Below are 15,763 nucleotides of genomic sequence, written 5' to 3' on the forward strand. Positions count from 1 at the left end.
TAAACATGGTGACCCGCCACAAGCAGTCAGTGAAAACGCAAGCGTTAACGCTCGAATTCACTGGCTACCTGTCCCTGGCGGGGACCGTTCCCGTGCGGATCGGTCCTGGCGTGTTTTCCTTGCGTACAGGCGGGCAGTCGGCGTACGGCAACTCCATCAGCTCGTGACGGGATTGTTCGATCAGGGGAAGGCGGGCGTCTACTGTCAGAAATGACAGGTCGTGGTCATTTCTGACAAACGGTTATCAAGCCAGCGCAGGATGGCTCAGGCCTTCTGCGCCTGGAGGAAAATCGAGAACAGCTCGGATTGGGATTTGATCCCCAACTTGCTGTACATGTGCTTCTTGTGGACCTTCACGGTCTCGATGGAAATCTCCAGCTTGCGGGCGATTTCCTTGCTCGAACAACCGCTGAGCATCAGGCGTCCGACATCCAGTTCGCGGGCGGTCAACTGCGCGCCCTTGAGCTGTTGCACCGAGGCTTCCAGCTGCGTGCGCCAGTCGCCTTGTCCCGCCGTGGCAGGTTGGGTCACGCTTTCTTGCGCCTCATGGGGCAGGCGTTGGCGCAGCAGCGCCAGCACCCAGGGCTGGATCAACGAGAGCAGGGCGATTTGTTCGCCGCTGAAGGGAATGGTGGAACCCAGCGACAGGCACAGGGTGCGGTCGCCGTCGAGCTGGCAGTTGAACTGGATTTCATCGGCCACCACGTTCAGGCGAAAGTAGCGCTGGTAGTACTCGGTCAGTTCGAAATGCTCCGGCGCGACTTCCGTCAGGCGGTACAGGCCGGTGCGCTGCTGTTCGCGGCTGGCGATGTAGAAGGGGTCGAGCAGGTACAGGCCGCGCAGGTAATCCTGGAACAACGGGTCGGGGCCGCCGTCCTCGCCCGGGCATTCGGCGAACACTTCGGGGTGCTGGCCGTTGCTGAACAGCAGCACCACCCAGCTGTCGAAGGTCACGTACTGGTTGAGCAGGCGCACCAGCTGCGTCCAGAAATTCGGCCGGTCGAGGGCCTCGATCATTTGCCCCACCGCACGGTGCCAGGCGATGTCGTTCAGGATGAGTGTCATTGGTCTACCCCTATCAGGTTACCCCGGCCGCGTAATTCCCACGGCCCTCCCCCGGTGCGCATACTGAGCCCACACACAATGGCCGGGCGCTCATTCTGCCAGCTCGGCGCCGTCATTGAGCCTGGCCGGCTATCGAAAACAAGGAAAAACCCATGAAGGTCGAATTTGCCCAGCTTGCAGGCCGGGATAACGATACTGCCTACAACCTCGGGCGGGCGCTGGCGGCGATCGCTGCCTGCGCGGCCGATACGCAATTGATCGTGTTCCCGGAAACCCACCTGATGGGCTTTCCGTCCGCCGAGACCGTGGCCGCGGTGGCCGAGCCGCTGGACGGTCCGACCGTCCAGGCCGTGCAGCGGGCGGCTCGGGAGCGCAACCTGGCCGTCGTCATCGGCGTCGCCGAGAACGATGACGGGCAGTTCTACAACACCACGCTGCTGATCACCCCCGAAGGCATCGCCCTGCGCTATCGCAAGACCCACCTGTGGGCTTCGGATCGCGGCGTGTTCAGCGCCGGTGACCGTTACGTCACTGCCGAGTGGAACGGTATCCGGGTCGGCCTGCTGATCTGCTACGACATCGAGTTTCCGGAAACCGCCCGGGCCCTGGCGCAGTTGGGCGCCGAGTTGTTGATCGTCACCAACGGCAACATGGACCCCTACGGGCCGACCCACCGCACCGCGATCATGGCCCGTGCCCAGGAAAACCAGGCGTTCGCGCTGATGGTCAACCGGGTGGGGGAGGGCGATGGCGGCTTGCTGTTCGCCGGTGGCAGTGCGCTGGTGGATCCGTTCGGCACCTTGCTGTTCGAGGCCGGGCGTGAGGAAGGGCAGTTCGCTGTGCAACTGGACCTGGGCCAACTGGCGGCGGCGCGACGCGACTACCGCTATCTGGACGACCAGCGCCTGCGCTTGCCGGGCGAGGTGATTCGGCACGCCAACGGGGTGCGGGAATTGCTGATTCCGTAGGAGCGGAGCTTGCCCGCGAAAGGGCCCTCAAGGGCGCTAGAAGCTTCGCGGGCAAGCACCGCTCCCACAATGTTGCTCACCCCCATGGGTTTCTGGGGGGCATGTTTTTTCAAAACAAGAATTTCGTAGTACCGCTCCAACCTTGCCGAACTCGGCTCTGCCATAAATCCAATAACATTCGGAGTAGTCGCCTCATGGCTCATTTGCAACGCACCCTTTCGCTGGGGTCGGTGGTGCTGTTCGGCATCGCCTACATGACGCCGATCATTGTCCTCGGTACGTTCGGCATTCTGGCCCAATCCACGGCCGGCATGGTCCCGGCCGCCTATCTCGCCGCCCTGGTGGCGATGTTCTTCACCGCCATGAGCTACGGGCGCATGGCCGCCGCCTTTCCGGTGGCCGGCTCGGCCTACAGTTATGTGCGCAAGGCCATCAGCCCCAAGCTGGGCTTTATCGCCGGCTGGGCGGTCTTGCTCGATTACCTGTTCCTGCCCATGGCGATCTGGCTGATCGGCGCGGCGTACCTCAACTCGGCGTTCCCCGCGGTGCCGCAATCGGTCTGGGTACTGGCCTTTATCGGTATTACCAGTGTGATCAATATCGTCGGCCTGCGCCTGGCCAATGGCATCAACGCCTTGTTGATGCTGGTGCAGTTCCTGGTGCTGGTGGCCTTCGTCGCCCTGGCGATCCATTACATCGGCGGTGATGCCAGCAAGCCGTTGTGGACCTTGGCGCCCTTTGTCAGCGGCGACATGCAGATGCCCATGATCATGAGCGGCGCGGCCATTGCCTGCTATTCGTTCCTGGGCTTCGACGCGGTGAGCACCCTGACCGAGGAAACCCGCGATCCGCGCCGGACCATTCCGCGGGCGATCATGCTGATCACCCTGATCGGCGGTCTGATCTTCGTCGCGGTGTCGTATTTCGTGCAGCTGGCCCATCCGGCGTTCGTGTTCGATAACGTCGATTCGGCCGCTTATGAAATCGCCCGCAATATTGGCGGCGACCTGTTTGTGACGATCTTCCTGATCGGCCTGATCGTCGGTCAGTTCGCCTCGGGCCTGTCGGCCCAGGCCAGTGGTTCGCGCCTGCTCTATGCCATGGGCCGCGACGGGGTGCTGCCCAAGTCGTTCTTCGGCACCCTGCACGAGCGTTTCGGCACGCCGATCAACAGCATCCTGCTCTGTGCGGTGGTGGCCTTGCTGGCATTGAAGCTGGACGTGACCACTTCCACCTCGTTCATCAACTTCGGTGCGTTCCTGGCGTTCAGCCTGGTGAACCTGTCGGTGATCTTCCATTACTGGATCGCCGGCGAGAAGCGTGGGCCGCGTGAGTTGCTGCTGTTCCTGGTGTGCCCGCTGATCGGCCTGGTGGCGGATCTGTGGCTGATGATCAGCCTCGATCACCTGGCGATCTACCTGGGCTTGAGCTGGCTGGCGGTCGGTCTGGTGTACCTGGGGTTCCTGACGGGCGGTTTCCGCAAGCAGCCGCCGGAGATGGATTTCCAGGAAGCGGCCTGAGGTGATGCAGGAGCCGGCAAGCCGGCTCCTTTGCAGGTCAAGCCGCCTTGCTCTGGTGGATCGGCAACTCGATCCTGAACGTGGTGCCGACCCCCAACTCGCTGCGCACCGAAATCTGCCCGGCATGTTTCTGCACGATGCCATAGGACAGCGACAACCCCAGACCCGTGCCCTGGCCGATGGGTTTGGTGGTAAAGAACGGGTCGAAGATCTTCTGCACGGTCTCGGGCGCCATGCCCGAACCGGTGTCGGCCACTTCCAGCCAGATCCGCTCGCCCTGGGCGCCGCCACGCAGGGTGATGGTGCCGCGCTCCGGCCCCATGGCCTGGGCCGCGTTGACCACAAGGTTCATGATGACCTGGTTGATCTGCGACGGCAGGCACTCGATCTCCGGCAGTTCGGCGTACTCCTTGACCACATCGGCCTTGTACTTGAGTTCGTTGGCGACAATGTTCAGGGTCGACTCGATACCCTGTTGCAGGTTGCTCCATTGCCACTCCAGGTTCGAGTCGACCCGGGAGAAGTTCTTCAGGTCCTTGACGATCTGCCCGACCCGGCCGATGCCTTCCTTGGATTCCTTGATCAGCAGCGGAATATCCTCCTCGAGGAAGTCCAGCTCGACCCGTTCGCGCAGGGCCTTCAAGCGCGCCAGCAACTCGGGCGCGGCGATACCTTCCTCGGCGTCCTGATAGGCCTGGAGCATTTCCAGCAGCTTGTCGAAATAGCCCTCCAGGGTTCCCAGGTTCGAGGAAATGAAACCGATGGGGTTGTTGATCTCATGGGCGACGCCGGCGGCCAGTTGGCCAAGGGAGGCGAGTTTTTCCGATTGAACGAGCTGGCCTTCCAGCAGCTTGCGTTCGTCGATCTCATGCTGCAGGGCCAGGCTGGTCTGCCTGAGTGCCTGGGTCCGCTGTTCCACCAACTCTTCAAGCCGGTGCATCTGCAGGTTGGCGCGCTCGGTCATTTCCCATTTGTTGGTGAGGGTGTTGGCCAATTGCTGGACTTCGATATTGTCGAAGGGCTTTTTCAGGATCAGCAGCCGGTCGTGACCGTGCAGGCGCTCCAACAGCTCGTCCCAGGAATAGTCGGTGTAGGCGGTGCAGACCACCACTTGCAGGTTGGGGTCGACTTGCCACAGGTGTTCGATGGTTTCGGCACCGTCCCAGCCCTGGGGCATGCGCATGTCGACGAAGGCCAGGGCGTAGGGTTGTCCGCGGGCCACGGCCTGTTCGACCTTTTGCAGGCCTTCCTGGCCCTGATAGGCGGAGTCGAGTTCGAAGGGCAAGACGCTGCTGGTCTTGACTTCATTGCCGAAGAGCGCGGCTTCCATCAGGTCCAGGTCCGGCGACTCGTCGACCACAGGGGTGAGAATCTTGCGAAAGTCCTCGTGGATCGACGGGGTGTCGTCCACCAGCAGGATACGGCGGTTGCGGAGTGTGTTCATGAAACCCCCACGGCGGTTTTCAAGGGCAGTTCGAGGGTAAAGACGGCCCCTTTCCCGGGGCCGTCGCTGTGGGCGGTCAGGCGTCCTTGCATTTCGACCGCGGCCAGGGCGCAGCTGTGCAGGCCGAAGCCATGGCCGTCCTTGCGGGTGGTGAAGCCATGGGCAAAGATCCGCGTCATGTTTTCCGGCAGGATCCCTTCGCCGTCGTCCTTGACGCTGATGTGCAAGGTGGCGTCCTCCTCGACCGCCCGGACTTGCAGGATGATCTCGCGCGGCCGGTCGGAGAGGTTGGCCATGGCCTGCTTGGCGTTGCTGATCAGGTTGATCAGGATCAGCAGCAAGCGGTGTTTGTCGGCCATCACCCGGGGCACCTCGTCGTATTGACGGACCACGGTGACATTGTGTCGGGTCAGGGCGCCGGCGTTCATGCGCAGGGCGTCTTCGAGCAATTCGTGGATGTGCAGCGGTTCCTCCATGGTCGCGACGCCGGCGTAGGATTGCTGGGTCGAGACGATGTCCTTGATATGGTCGACACTTTTGCTCAACTGGATCAGTTCATCGCTCATGCTCTGTTGTTCCGCCGCAATGGCCTCGACCAGTTGATTGAGGTAGCCGGGCAACAGCTTGCCACGTTCGTCGACGGTAATGAACTCGCCGAGATCGTGACTGTGGTCGTTGATCATCGCCACCGCCCTGGCCAACCCCTGGGTCTTGCTGGTGCGCAGCTTGCGCGCCACCAGCTCGGCGGAGATGTTCACGCTGTTGAGCACATTGCCGACGTTGTGCAGCACGTTGGTGGCGATCTCCGCCATGCCGGCCTGGCGGGCATTGGCCATCAGCGCGCTCTGGGCCTCGCGCAGCTCGTGGGTGCGCTTTTCCACCCGTTGTTCCAGGTGTGTGTTGGCCGCTTGCAGGGCGTCGTTGACCCGGTTGATTTCGGCATAACTGCGGATCAGGCGGCTGGCCAGGTACAGCAGCAGGACGAGCAGCAGGGCCGAGAAAACCAGCAGGTACAAATGGTGGCGCTGATTGAGGCGTTCGGCTTGTTGCTGGTCCTGGTTCAATTGGTCGGTGATGGCGTCCAGGCTTTCGGAGACGGGTACGGCGTCGATCTCTTCGACCAGTGCATTGACCTTGGGTTGTTCGCGCAGGATCAGCTTGACGTGGTTGAGCAGGATCTCGATCGGCTCCTGGAGCGCGGGGGGCAGGCGTTCGGCGTCTATCGCCACCTGATTGAGCCCCAGCTCGATGCTGTGGGTACGTTCGTCGGTGGTGGTCTGGGCGAACTCCAGGGCGCTGAGCAGCAAGTCGTAGATGTCATTGGACGTGTCCTGGAGCATCAGCTTGTCCTGATCGGAGAGCGTGTTGAGCTGGTGCTGGATATCGTCTTCAGCCGTCGGCAGGAAGGCCAGGGAGTTGCGCAGTATCGCGTTGCGGGATTTGAATCGTTCGACCAGTCGCTCTTTTTCAGCGAGCGCCTGGGCCAGGGTTGACTGGCGGTCCTTCCAGGCGTCAGTGGTTGGATGTGTGTGGCCAGGTGCAATGGGCGCGAACGTTTGCAAGAGCTCGTGCATTTCCTGTGGAGGCTTGATCAACGGGTCGTAATTGCGCGCTACCGCAATCCTGGCCTTGAGGATTTCGGTGTCCCATTGGGCATCCAGTTGTTTGACCCGGCCGATCAGGTCGCGTGACTGGGCATAGTCCAGGGTCGCGTCAGAGTTGGTCATGAGGTAAAGAACCCCCAGCACCCCGGCGAGGAGGACGGCCAGGCGCGGCAGGAGGATCCGGTTCAGGAAGCTGCTGGTCCCATTCATAGCGGTTTGCCTCCCAACTCGCCGGTCAGCGTCTTGAGAAACAGCACGATCAGGCGTACGTCTTCGTCGGAAGGGACGCGTCCCAGTTGGTAGGTGAACATGACATGGACGGCGTCTTCCAGGGTCTTGGCCGAGGCATCGTGGAAATACGGGGCGGTGAGCGCAACGTTACGCAGGCTCGGGACCTTGAACACGTTGCGGTCCTCTTCGTCCCCGGTGGCCAGGAAGCGGCCCAGGTCGGCCTCGGTGGGATTGCCCCGGGCCTTGAAATAGTCACCCATCACGCCGAACTTCTGGAACATGTTGCCGCCGATATTGGTCCCTTGGTGGCAGGCGATGCAGCCGTAGTCCTTGAAGCGCTGGTAGCCGTATTTTTCATCGAGGCTGAGGATGTCGGTGTTGCCCTTGAGGTACTGGTCGAAGCGCGAGTTGGGGGTCAGCAGGGTGCGCTCGTAGGTGGCCAGGGCATTCTGCACGTTGGCAATGGTGACGCCGTCGGTATAGGCCTCGCGGAAGGCCGCCTGGTAAGCCGGTGCCTGGTTGAGGGTGTCGACGACGTGGGGCCAGTTGTTGCCCATTTCCGTCGGGCTTTTCACCACGCCCTCGATCTGCGCTTCCAGGGTCTCGGCGCGACCGTTCCAGAACTGCTTGAAGTTCAGCGCCGCGTTGAGCACGGAGGGGGTGTTGATCCCCAGGGTGTCCCCCTGGAAGCCGATGGAGAACGGTTTGTCGTCCACCCCGCCATGATCCAGGTGATGGCAACTGGCACAGGACGTGGTGTTATTGATCGACAGTTGCTTTTCGTTGAACAGTTGGCGACCCAGTTCGATTTTCCGTGGGTCCTGCACCGGGATATCCGGCAGCGGCTTGAGCGGTTCATCCAGAGGCGCGGCGACGGGGGATGTGCTGAGGAACATCCCGCAGCAGGCGAGCGATATCGCCAGCAACGACGGCAGTGCGCGAGGCATCATGGGCAAGTCCTTGGCATAAAGAGGCGGGTTCAGGGATCAGGCCTGTGCCGGTCGTTCGAATCGTCGGTCCTGCAGCAAGCGCAGGAAGGTCTCGGCTTCGACCGCCTTGCTGAAGTAGAAGCCCTGGCCTTCCTCGCAGTCATGGGCCTTGAGGAAGGTCAACTGGTCCAGGGTTTCCACGCCTTCGGCGATGATGTTCAGGTGCAGGCTCCGGCCCAGGCTGATGATCGCGTTCACCAGCGCGGCATCGTTGCTGTTGCCATTGAGGTCGCGTACGAACGACTGGTCGATCTTCAGCACGTCGATGGGAAAACGTTGCAGGTAGCTGAGGCTCGAATAACCGGTGCCGAAATCGTCGATGGCCAGGCGGATGCCCAGGGCCTTGATGGCTTTCAGGGTTTTAATGGTGTGGTCGATGTTTTGCATCAATACGTTTTCGGTGATTTCCAGCTCCAGCCGGGTCGGTTCCATGCCGGTTTCCTCCAGCACCTGGCGTATGCCGTCGAGAAAGCCGCGCTGGCGGAAGTCCGTGGCCGAGACATTGACCGACAGGACCAGCGGTGCGACGGCCTGATCCTGCCAGGCCCGACCTTGCCGGCACACCTGGCGCAACACCCAACGGCTCAGCGGGACGATCAGGCCACTGTCTTCGGCCACCGGGATGAAGTCCGCCGGCTGGAGCAGGCCGCGTTCGGGATGTCTCCAGCGGATCAGCGCCTCCGCGCCGACCACCTTGTCGCTCTTGAGGTCCAGCTTGGGTTGGTAGTGCAGCACGAACTCGTCACGCTCCAGGGCCAGGCGAATGCCGGATTCGATGGATTGCTGTTCGCGCGCCCGCAGATTCAGCTCTTCGACGAAAAAGCCGAAGTCGTTGGCCCCCTGTTCCTTGACGTTGCGCATGGCCGTTTCGGCTTTCTTGACCAGGGTCAGTGCGTCTTCGCCATCGTCGGGGTAGAGACTGATGCCCAGGCTCGCGGTGATCCGCAGAGTATGCCCGGCGATTTCATGCGGGGCATTGATGGCCGAGAGGATTTTTTCGGCGGTACCACGGCTTTGTTGCGGGTTGTTGAGTTCGGGCAGCACCAGGACGAATTCGTCGGAGCGGTAACGAAACACCGAGTCCGATTGGCGCAATGCACCGACCAGGCAGGCGGCCACGTGCTTGAGCATTTCATCGCCCGCCGGATGCCCCAGGGCATTGTTGATGCGCTTGAAACGATCCAGCCCGATGAACATCACGGCCACCTGTTCGTCGTGACGTTTGGCCAGGGCGATAGCCTGGCTCAGGCGGTCGCCGAGCAGGGTGCTGTTGGGCAGTTCGGTGAGCACATCGAACTGCAGCAGCCGGGAGACCTGCAGCAGTTCCTGGACGCGCTCCTCGATGGTTCGCTCCAGGCTGGCCATCCTCGAGGCGATGTCCCGCGCCAGTTGCCACTTCCAGGTCAGGGCACTGGCCATCTGGCGGATCTCCAGCGCGTCGAAGGGCTTTTTCAGGATCAGCATCTGGTCGCCGAAGGCGATGCGCTCGTCCATGGACTCCCAGGAATAGTCCGAGTAGGCGGTGCACAGGGCGATCTGCAGTTCCGGGTCGACGGCCCACAGTTGTTCGATGGTTTCCAGGCCGTCCCAGCCTGGCGGCATGCGCATGTCGAGGAAGGCCATGGCGTAGGGGCGCTCGGCGGCCAGGGCCAGCTTGACCAGCTCCAGTGCCTCTTGCCCCTGGTAGGCCGAGTCGATCTCGAAGCTCAGACGTTCGGGGCGGGTGGTACCGAACAACAGCTGTTCGGTGGTGTCCAGGCTCAGTTCATCCTCCTGCTCGGGCCCGAGGATCTTGCGAAAGTCCTGATGAATCGAGGCGGTATCGTCGATGATCAGGATGCGCCGGTTGGCGGCGCCGGCTGCGCTGTTCATGGGTGACTCCCTGGCGTTGGCAATGGGAGAGGGGCGATATGCCCGGCGTGCAGCAGTTCGGCGGCGCGATGGCTGTCGACGGCCTCGCTGAAGTAATAGCCCTGGGCGGTCATCGGTGAGCCGGTGGCCATCAACGAATGGCGTTGCTCATGGGTTTCCACGCCTTCGGCGATGATGCCGATGCCCACCTCCCGGGCAAAGTTGATGATCGCCCGCAGGGTGGTGGCGCTTTCCCGATCCTGGGTGGCGTCGCTGATGAACGATTGGGCCAGCTTCAGGTGGTTGACGCGGTAGGTCTTGAGGTAGTCGAAGGAGGAGTAGTCGGTGCCGAAATCGTCGATGGCGATCTTCACGCCGAGTTCGCGCAGCCTGGGCAGTACGTCGTTCTGGGTCCATTTGGTCTGGGCCAGGGTCGCTTCGGTGACGTCGAACTGCAGGTCCGAGGGCGAAAGCTCCCATTTGGCCATGGTCTCGACCACGTCGCGAACCAGCTCGTTGCCACTTTTGAGCTGGGCCAGCGACAGGTTGATCGCGATCACCGGCGGGGCCATGCCTTCGTTACGCCATTGGCGCATCTGCCGGCAGGCGTGGTCCAGCACCCAGTGCCCCAGGGCGACGATGGTCCCGGTCTTTTCCGCGGCGGGAATGAACAGGTCGGCGTCGAGTGTGCCGCGCTCGGGGTGGTTCCAGCGTAGCAGGGCCTCCATCCCCAGGATCCTGCCGGTGCCCAGGTCGACTTCCGGCAGGTAGTGAAGCTCCAGTTCGTCCTGTTCGATGGCCTTTCTCAGGTCCTGGGTCAGGGCGATCCGGTCGATGACTTCCTGGTTGATCTCGTCGGAGTGGAAGTGGTACTGGTTGCGGCCGTTTTCCTTGGAGCGATAGAGCGCCATGTCGGCCTGGACCAGCATGGTGTCGGCGCTTTCGCTGTCCGGGGCATAGGTGCTGATGCCGATGCTGACGGAAATCCGTACCTCGTTGCCGCCCAGGCTGTAAGGCTCCACCAGCGCATCGCGGATCCTGCTCGCCAGGGTGCTGGAGTACGTCGGGTCGACCATTTCCGCCTGCAGCACGGCGAACTCGTCGCCGCCCAGGCGCGCCACCACATCGTGCTCCCGGGTGCAGCCCTTGATGCGCCGGGAGACTTCCTGGAGCAGCAGGTCGCCCACCGGGTGTCCGAGGGTGTCGTTGATGTGCTTGAAGTGATCCAGGTCCAGGTAGAACACCGCGAACGGTGAGGCCCCGCGCCGGGCGGCGGCGAAGCTCTGGTGCAGGCGCTCGATCATGGTCGAGCGGTTGGCCAGCCCGGTAAGCCCGTCGGTACGGGCGAGCAGGGCGATTTTCTCTTCGGCCAGCTTGTGTTCGGTGACGTCGATGATGATGCCTTCGACTTCCAGCAGGCGTCCTTCCGGGTCGCGCACCGGTACGTAGCGGTTTTCCACCCAGCGCCAGTGGCCGTCGCCGGTGCGCAGGCGGAATTCGATCGAGGCGCCTTCGGCATCCTTGTCCAGGACCTTGGCCATGGCCTGGTCGACCTTGTCCTGGTCGTCGGGGTGAATCAGTTCCGCGGCCCAGTCGGGGGAGGCCAGCAGGTCCTTGGCCACATGCCCGAACTTGGTGATGTTGTGGGAGATGTACATCAGCGGGAACGACGGCTCGCCGCGCAGGCGATAGAGCAGGGTCGGGCTGTTCTGCACGATGATGTTGGCGTCGGACAACTCGCGGGTGCGCTCCTCGACGGCCTGTTCTAGTTGCTCCATTTTCAGCGCGGCGTCTTCGGTCATCTGCCATTTGACGGTCAGGGCGCTGGCCAGTTGGCGGATCTCGATGGCGTCGAAGGGTTTCTTCAGGATCAGCAGGCGGTCGCCCATCTCGATCCGATCGTTCATCTCATCCAGGGAGTAGTCGGAATAGGCGGTGCACAGGGCGACTTGCAGCTTGGGGTCGGCCTGCCAGAGTCGTTCGAGGGTTTGCAGGCCGTCCCAGCCCGGCGGCATGCGCATGTCGATAAAGGCCATGGCGTAGGGCTGCCCTTGCAACAGGGCCTGTTCGACCTTGGCCAGGCCTTCCTGGCCCTGGAACGCCGAGTCGAGGTCGAAACGTTCTGCCTGGCGCGTGAGGGTGTCGCCGAACAAGGCCTGCTCGGCCGACTGCAAGTCGTCTTCGACGCCGGCGGGGCAGAGAATCTTGCGGAAGTCTTCGTGGATCGACGGGGTGTCGTCGATGATCAGGATGCGGCGGTTGATGCGGGCGACCGGGCTGCTCATGGCAGGACTCCGATCAGGCTGACGGCGAAATGTACTGAGCTCATGCGGACATCCCTTCCTGATAACCACGCTGCCGTTGCGCACTAGATTGCTTGCAGCATAGATCGACTGACACGGATTTGCTGATAAAGATGATGCCAATTGATGGTTGAACATCTACCCTTAGCAAAAATGACAGGGACCGTCGGGCCAGCCAAAGGTCCCTGGATTGAAGCCCCACGCAGACATGAGGTGCTCCATGGATGAATCCACAGTTGATGTCGTGATCAAACCCCGTGTCTTGCTAGTCGACGATGAAGAATCGATTCTCAACAGCCTGCGTCGTTTGCTGCGTAGCCAGGGTTACGAACTGTTCCTGGCCGACAGCGGCGCCCGGGCCCTGGAGATCATGGCCAGCCAGTCCATCGACCTGGTGATCAGCGATGCGCGAATGCCGAACATGGACGGTGCCACCCTGCTGGCGCGGATTCATGAGCTGTATCCGAACTGCCTGCGGATCCTGCTGACCGGTTACGCCGACATGGACATGATCGTCAAGGCAATCAACCAAGGGCGGATCTACCGTTACATCAGCAAGCCCTGGAACGATGAAGAGCTGCTGCTGACCATCACCCAGGGCCTGGCCTTCCAGCACTCGGAACGTGAACGCCAGCGCCTGCAGGTGCTGGTCAGGGAGCAGAACCGGCAGTTGCAGGCACTCAACGCCACCTTGGAAAAGCGCGTGATCTCGCGCACCAGCGAAGTCCAGCAGACCGCCGACATGCTCGACCTGGCCTACGAGGAACTCAAGCGCAGCTATGCCGTCACCGCCGAGGTGTTTTCGCGGATGGTCGAGTGGCGCCTGCCCAAGGACAAGCAGACCAACCGGGCGATCATCGATCTGGTCAAGGTCTACTGCAAGACCCATGTCATGGATGAAGCGGCCAGTCGCGACCTGGCCATGGCCGCGGCCCTGCACAACATCGGCAAGATGAGCTGGACCGACAGCATGATGGGGGCGCCGGCCGACCTGCTGCACCACACCGATCGCGAGCGTTACCGAGGGTATCCGAAGCAGAGCGAGTCGCTGTTGATGACGCTGGAGCCGATGCAGGATGCGGCCCGCCTGATCCTGCATCATCAGGAGCGCTGGGATGGCACGGGGTTTCCCGATCATCTCAGGGGCGAGGCGATTCCCCTGGGATCGCGGGTGTTGAAACTGGCGGTGGACTTCATCGAGTTGCAACACGGCCTGATTCTCGAGCGGCAGATGAACAGCGACGAGGCCCTGGTCTTCATTCGCAAGTATTCCGGCAAGCTCTATGACCCGGACCTGGTGGAGGACTTCATCAAGGTCTGCTCCGAATACCTGAGCGACGTGACCCTGGGCGACCCGACGGTCCAGGTCCTGGGCACCCGCGAACTGGCGGCGGGCATGATCCTGGCACGCAACCTCAACGCCGACAACGGCATGCTGCTGCTCAACGCCGGCAAGTTGCTCAGTGCGCCACTGGTGGAGAAGCTGATTGCCTTCGAGGCCATGGAAGGCGGCAAGTACAGTGTGTTCGTCAAGATGCCGGAGGATGTGGCGTTGCTGGAGCAGGCGCAATAGCACCTTCCCGATTCCTGTAGAGCCTGGGAGCGGAGCTTGCGTGGGAACAGAGCTCCGCTCCCACATCAAGGGCTTCAGCGCACCGCGCTGACCCCGTCGAGCGTCGAGAACGAGGTGTCCTTGGCCGTCAGCAGGAAGTCGCGCATGTACGGCGCATCCAGCATGTCGGCGCGGATCGCCGCATACAGGGTGGCGAACAGGCCTTTCTCCCCCAGCCGCTTGGCCTTGACGTAACCCCGCGAGCTGTATTCGTGCAGTGCCCAGTGCGGCATGCCGCACACGCCGCGACCGCTGGCCACCAGTTGCATCATCATCACCGTCAGCTCGGACGTGCGCACTTGCGCCGGCTCGATGTCCGCCGGCTCCAGGAAGCGGGTGAAGATGTCCAGCCGGTCCCGTTCCACCGGATAGGTGATCAGGGTCTCCTTGAGCAGGTCCTCGGGCACGATGTAAGGCTTGTTGGCCAGCACATGCTGGTTCGCCACCGCCAGCATGGCCTCGTAGGTGAACAGTGGCACGTAGGTGATGCCCACCAGCTCCACCGGGTCGGAGGTGACCACCAGGTCCAGGTCGCCACGGGCCAGGGCCGGCAGCGGGGCGAAAGAAAACCCCGAGGCCAGGTCCAGCTCGACTTCCGGCCAGGCATCGCGGAATTGGTCGATGGTCGGCATCAGCCACTGGAAGCAACTGTGGCATTCGATCGCCATGTGCAGGCGGCCCGCGGTGCCGCCGGCCAGGCGCGCGATATCCCGCTCCGCCGCACGTAGCAGCGGCAGGGTGGCGTCCGCCAGTTGCAGCAGGCGCAGCCCGGCGCTGGTGAAGCGTACCGGCTTGGTCTTACGCACGAACAACGGCATGCCCATGCGCTCTTCCAGTTCCTTGAACTGGTGGGACAGGGCCGACTGGGTCAGGTGCAGGCGCTCGGCGGCTTCCACCAGGCTGTCGGCCTCACGCAAGGCGTGCAGGGTTTTCAAGTGACGGATTTCCAGCACCGGGGGCTCCATGAGTGAACTTTGTGATTGGCGAGCAGGGCATGAGTTTGTCTCATGTTGCCCTGGCTGTCGACAGGATTGCCATCGGTCCGCTGTCCGATGCTGCGTCGGCACCACTGGGCATTCTTCATCAAACTGTCACGGAACTGTGGCAGCGCCAACGAACAAATAACATCAAACTCGCGCCTCAATGGGGTTCTGCGTTTCGGTGTTTTCATGCGTGTAGTTATTTTCCTGGTCGCACTGTTGTTCGGCCTGCCGTCTTTTGCGGCTTCGAGATGTGATGTCAATGTTCCGACCGAACGGGTCGACCTGGAAAACGTCAGCCTGGCTTACCAGAGCATCGGGCGTGCCTCGGATCCGGCCCTGTTGCTGGTGATGGGCCTGGGCGGGCAGTTGATCCACTGGCCGGACGAGGTGGTGGTTGCGCTCTGCCAGCAGGGTTTCCGGGTGATCCGCTATGACAACCGCGATGTCGGCCTGTCCACCTGGCGCCAGGCGCCGGCCAGCGCCAACCTGACCTTCGAAGTGCTGCGCTACAAGCTCGGCCTGCCGGTGGCGGCGCCTTATACCCTGACCGATATGGCCGGCGATGCCCTGGGCCTGATGGATGCGTTGCAGATCCAGCAGTTCCATGTGCTCGGCGCCAGCATGGGCGGGATGATCGCCCAGCACCTGGCGGCGATGGCGCCGCAGCGGGTCGAGAGCCTGACCCTGGTGATGACCAGTTCCGGTGCCGAGGGGTTGCCGGCGCCGAATGCGGCGCTGGTGCAGTTGCTGTCCCGGCGCAGTGCGCCGAACCGCGAGGTGGCGATCGAGCAGCAGGCGGACCTGCTGGCCGCCCTGGGCAGCCCCGAGGTGCGCGACGACCGTAGCAAGTTGTTGCACCAGGCGGCGGTGGCCTATGACCGCGCCTTCAACCCGGAGGGGGTCAAGCGCCAGATCATGGCGATTCTCGCCGAGCCGAGCCGTGTGCCGATGCTCAATCAACTGCGGGTGCCGACCCTGGTGGTCCATGGCACGGCCGATCCGTTATTGCCGGTGATGCACGGCGTGCACCTGGCGGCGCATATCCAGGGCAGTCAACTGGTGTTGATCCCGGGGCTGGCCCATCGGTTCCAGGAGGCGTTCAAGGCGCCGTTGCTGGCGGCGGTGCTGCCGTACCTGCGTTTGCATCAGGGGGATGTCAGTCGCTGGGCGCAGCTCTGAGGGATGGCGGCACT

At 62.6% G+C, this 15,763-nt stretch carries 11 protein-coding genes; 4 read left to right on the top strand and 7 right to left on the bottom strand.

The features are described from left to right. Positions 1-264 precede the first annotated feature (264 nt). On the bottom strand, positions 265-1,065 hold the full coding sequence (locus NUH87_RS22985) for a helix-turn-helix transcriptional regulator (RefSeq protein WP_338522810.1): 801 nt from the start codon (positions 1,063-1,065) through the stop codon (positions 265-267). Between the two features lie 152 nt (positions 1,066-1,217). On the opposite strand from NUH87_RS22985, the gene NUH87_RS22990 reads away from it, so the two are divergent. Together NUH87_RS22990 and NUH87_RS22995 are read left to right on the top strand one after the other, a co-directional pair. Continuing rightward, entirely contained in the window at positions 1,218-2,033 is an 816-nt protein-coding gene (locus NUH87_RS22990) for a carbon-nitrogen hydrolase family protein (RefSeq protein WP_338522811.1), read from the top strand. 194 nt (positions 2,034-2,227) lie between these two features. Continuing rightward, the gene (locus tag NUH87_RS22995; RefSeq protein ID WP_040070560.1) at positions 2,228-3,553 is read left to right on the top strand and encodes an APC family permease; all 1,326 of its coding nucleotides are present in this window, start codon (positions 2,228-2,230) and stop codon (positions 3,551-3,553) included. 37 nt (positions 3,554-3,590) lie between these two features. On the opposite strand, the gene NUH87_RS23000 is transcribed toward NUH87_RS22995, so the two are convergent. From NUH87_RS23000 to NUH87_RS23020, 5 genes are read right to left on the bottom strand one after another with little or no spacing between them, the layout of a single operon-like run. Beyond that, positions 3,591-4,997, bottom strand: coding sequence for an ATP-binding protein (locus tag NUH87_RS23000; RefSeq protein WP_338522812.1), 1,407 nt, complete (start codon positions 4,995-4,997; stop codon positions 3,591-3,593). Continuing rightward, a complete protein-coding gene (locus NUH87_RS23005) occupies positions 4,994-6,811 on the bottom strand; it encodes a DAHL domain-containing protein (protein WP_338522813.1) in 1,818 nt (605 codons plus the stop codon). The genes NUH87_RS23000 and NUH87_RS23005 overlap by 4 nt, the downstream gene beginning before the upstream one ends. Beyond that, a complete protein-coding gene (locus NUH87_RS23010; protein WP_422393955.1) occupies positions 6,808-7,779 on the bottom strand; it encodes a cytochrome-c peroxidase in 972 nt (323 codons plus the stop codon). The genes NUH87_RS23005 and NUH87_RS23010 overlap by 4 nt, the downstream gene beginning before the upstream one ends. 39 nt (positions 7,780-7,818) lie before the next feature. After that, positions 7,819-9,693 carry a putative bifunctional diguanylate cyclase/phosphodiesterase gene (locus tag NUH87_RS23015; protein ID WP_338522814.1) on the bottom strand — a complete coding sequence of 625 codons (1,875 nt, stop codon included), beginning with the start codon at positions 9,691-9,693 and terminating at the stop codon, positions 7,819-7,821. Further along, positions 9,690-11,957: a putative bifunctional diguanylate cyclase/phosphodiesterase gene (locus NUH87_RS23020; protein ID WP_338522815.1), complete on the bottom strand. Its 2,268-nt coding sequence runs from the start codon at positions 11,955-11,957 to the stop codon at positions 9,690-9,692. Before NUH87_RS23020 ends, NUH87_RS23015 begins: the two co-directional genes overlap by 4 nt. A gap of 238 nt (positions 11,958-12,195) precedes the next feature. Here NUH87_RS23020 and NUH87_RS23025 point away from each other — a divergent pair, with 238 nt between their 5' ends. Beyond that, positions 12,196-13,548, top strand: a complete 1,353-nt coding sequence (locus NUH87_RS23025; RefSeq protein ID WP_338522816.1) for an HD domain-containing phosphohydrolase — start codon at positions 12,196-12,198, stop codon at positions 13,546-13,548. Positions 13,549-13,622: 74 nt separating this feature from the next. On the opposite strand, the gene metR is transcribed toward NUH87_RS23025, so the two are convergent. Further along, positions 13,623-14,540, bottom strand: coding sequence for a transcriptional regulator MetR (gene metR / locus NUH87_RS23030; protein ID WP_040070821.1), 918 nt, complete (start codon positions 14,538-14,540; stop codon positions 13,623-13,625). 216 nt (positions 14,541-14,756) lie between these two features. On the opposite strand from metR, the gene NUH87_RS23035 reads away from it, so the two are divergent. Then, positions 14,757-15,749 carry an alpha/beta hydrolase gene (locus NUH87_RS23035; RefSeq protein WP_338522817.1) on the top strand — a complete coding sequence of 331 codons (993 nt, stop codon included), beginning with the start codon at positions 14,757-14,759 and terminating at the stop codon, positions 15,747-15,749. The last annotated feature ends 14 nt before the right edge of the window (positions 15,750-15,763 follow it).

Source organism: Pseudomonas batumici, assembly GCF_036585405.1.
Classification (GTDB): domain Bacteria; phylum Pseudomonadota; class Gammaproteobacteria; order Pseudomonadales; family Pseudomonadaceae; genus Aquipseudomonas; species Aquipseudomonas batumici.

Bases quoted from the DNA above. Each gene is read 5' to 3' on its own strand.
- NUH87_RS22985 (WP_338522810.1), bottom strand. From the start codon at position 1,065: ATGACACTCATCCTGAACGACATCGCCTGGCACCGTGCGGTGGGGCAA.
- NUH87_RS23000 (WP_338522812.1), bottom strand. From the start codon at position 4,997: ATGAACACACTCCGCAACCGCCGTATCCTGCTGGTGGACGACACCCCG.
- NUH87_RS22990 (WP_338522811.1), top strand. From the start codon at position 1,218: ATGAAGGTCGAATTTGCCCAGCTTGCAGGCCGGGATAACGATACTGCC.
- NUH87_RS23020 (WP_338522815.1), bottom strand. From the start codon at position 11,957: ATGAGCAGCCCGGTCGCCCGCATCAACCGCCGCATCCTGATCATCGAC.
- NUH87_RS22995 (WP_040070560.1), top strand. From the start codon at position 2,228: ATGGCTCATTTGCAACGCACCCTTTCGCTGGGGTCGGTGGTGCTGTTC.
- NUH87_RS23010 (WP_422393955.1), bottom strand. From the start codon at position 7,779: ATGCCTCGCGCACTGCCGTCGTTGCTGGCGATATCGCTCGCCTGCTGC.
- NUH87_RS23025 (WP_338522816.1), top strand. From the start codon at position 12,196: ATGGATGAATCCACAGTTGATGTCGTGATCAAACCCCGTGTCTTGCTA.
- NUH87_RS23035 (WP_338522817.1), top strand. From the start codon at position 14,757: ATGCGTGTAGTTATTTTCCTGGTCGCACTGTTGTTCGGCCTGCCGTCT.
- NUH87_RS23015 (WP_338522814.1), bottom strand. From the start codon at position 9,693: ATGAACAGCGCAGCCGGCGCCGCCAACCGGCGCATCCTGATCATCGAC.
- NUH87_RS23005 (WP_338522813.1), bottom strand. From the start codon at position 6,811: ATGAATGGGACCAGCAGCTTCCTGAACCGGATCCTCCTGCCGCGCCTG.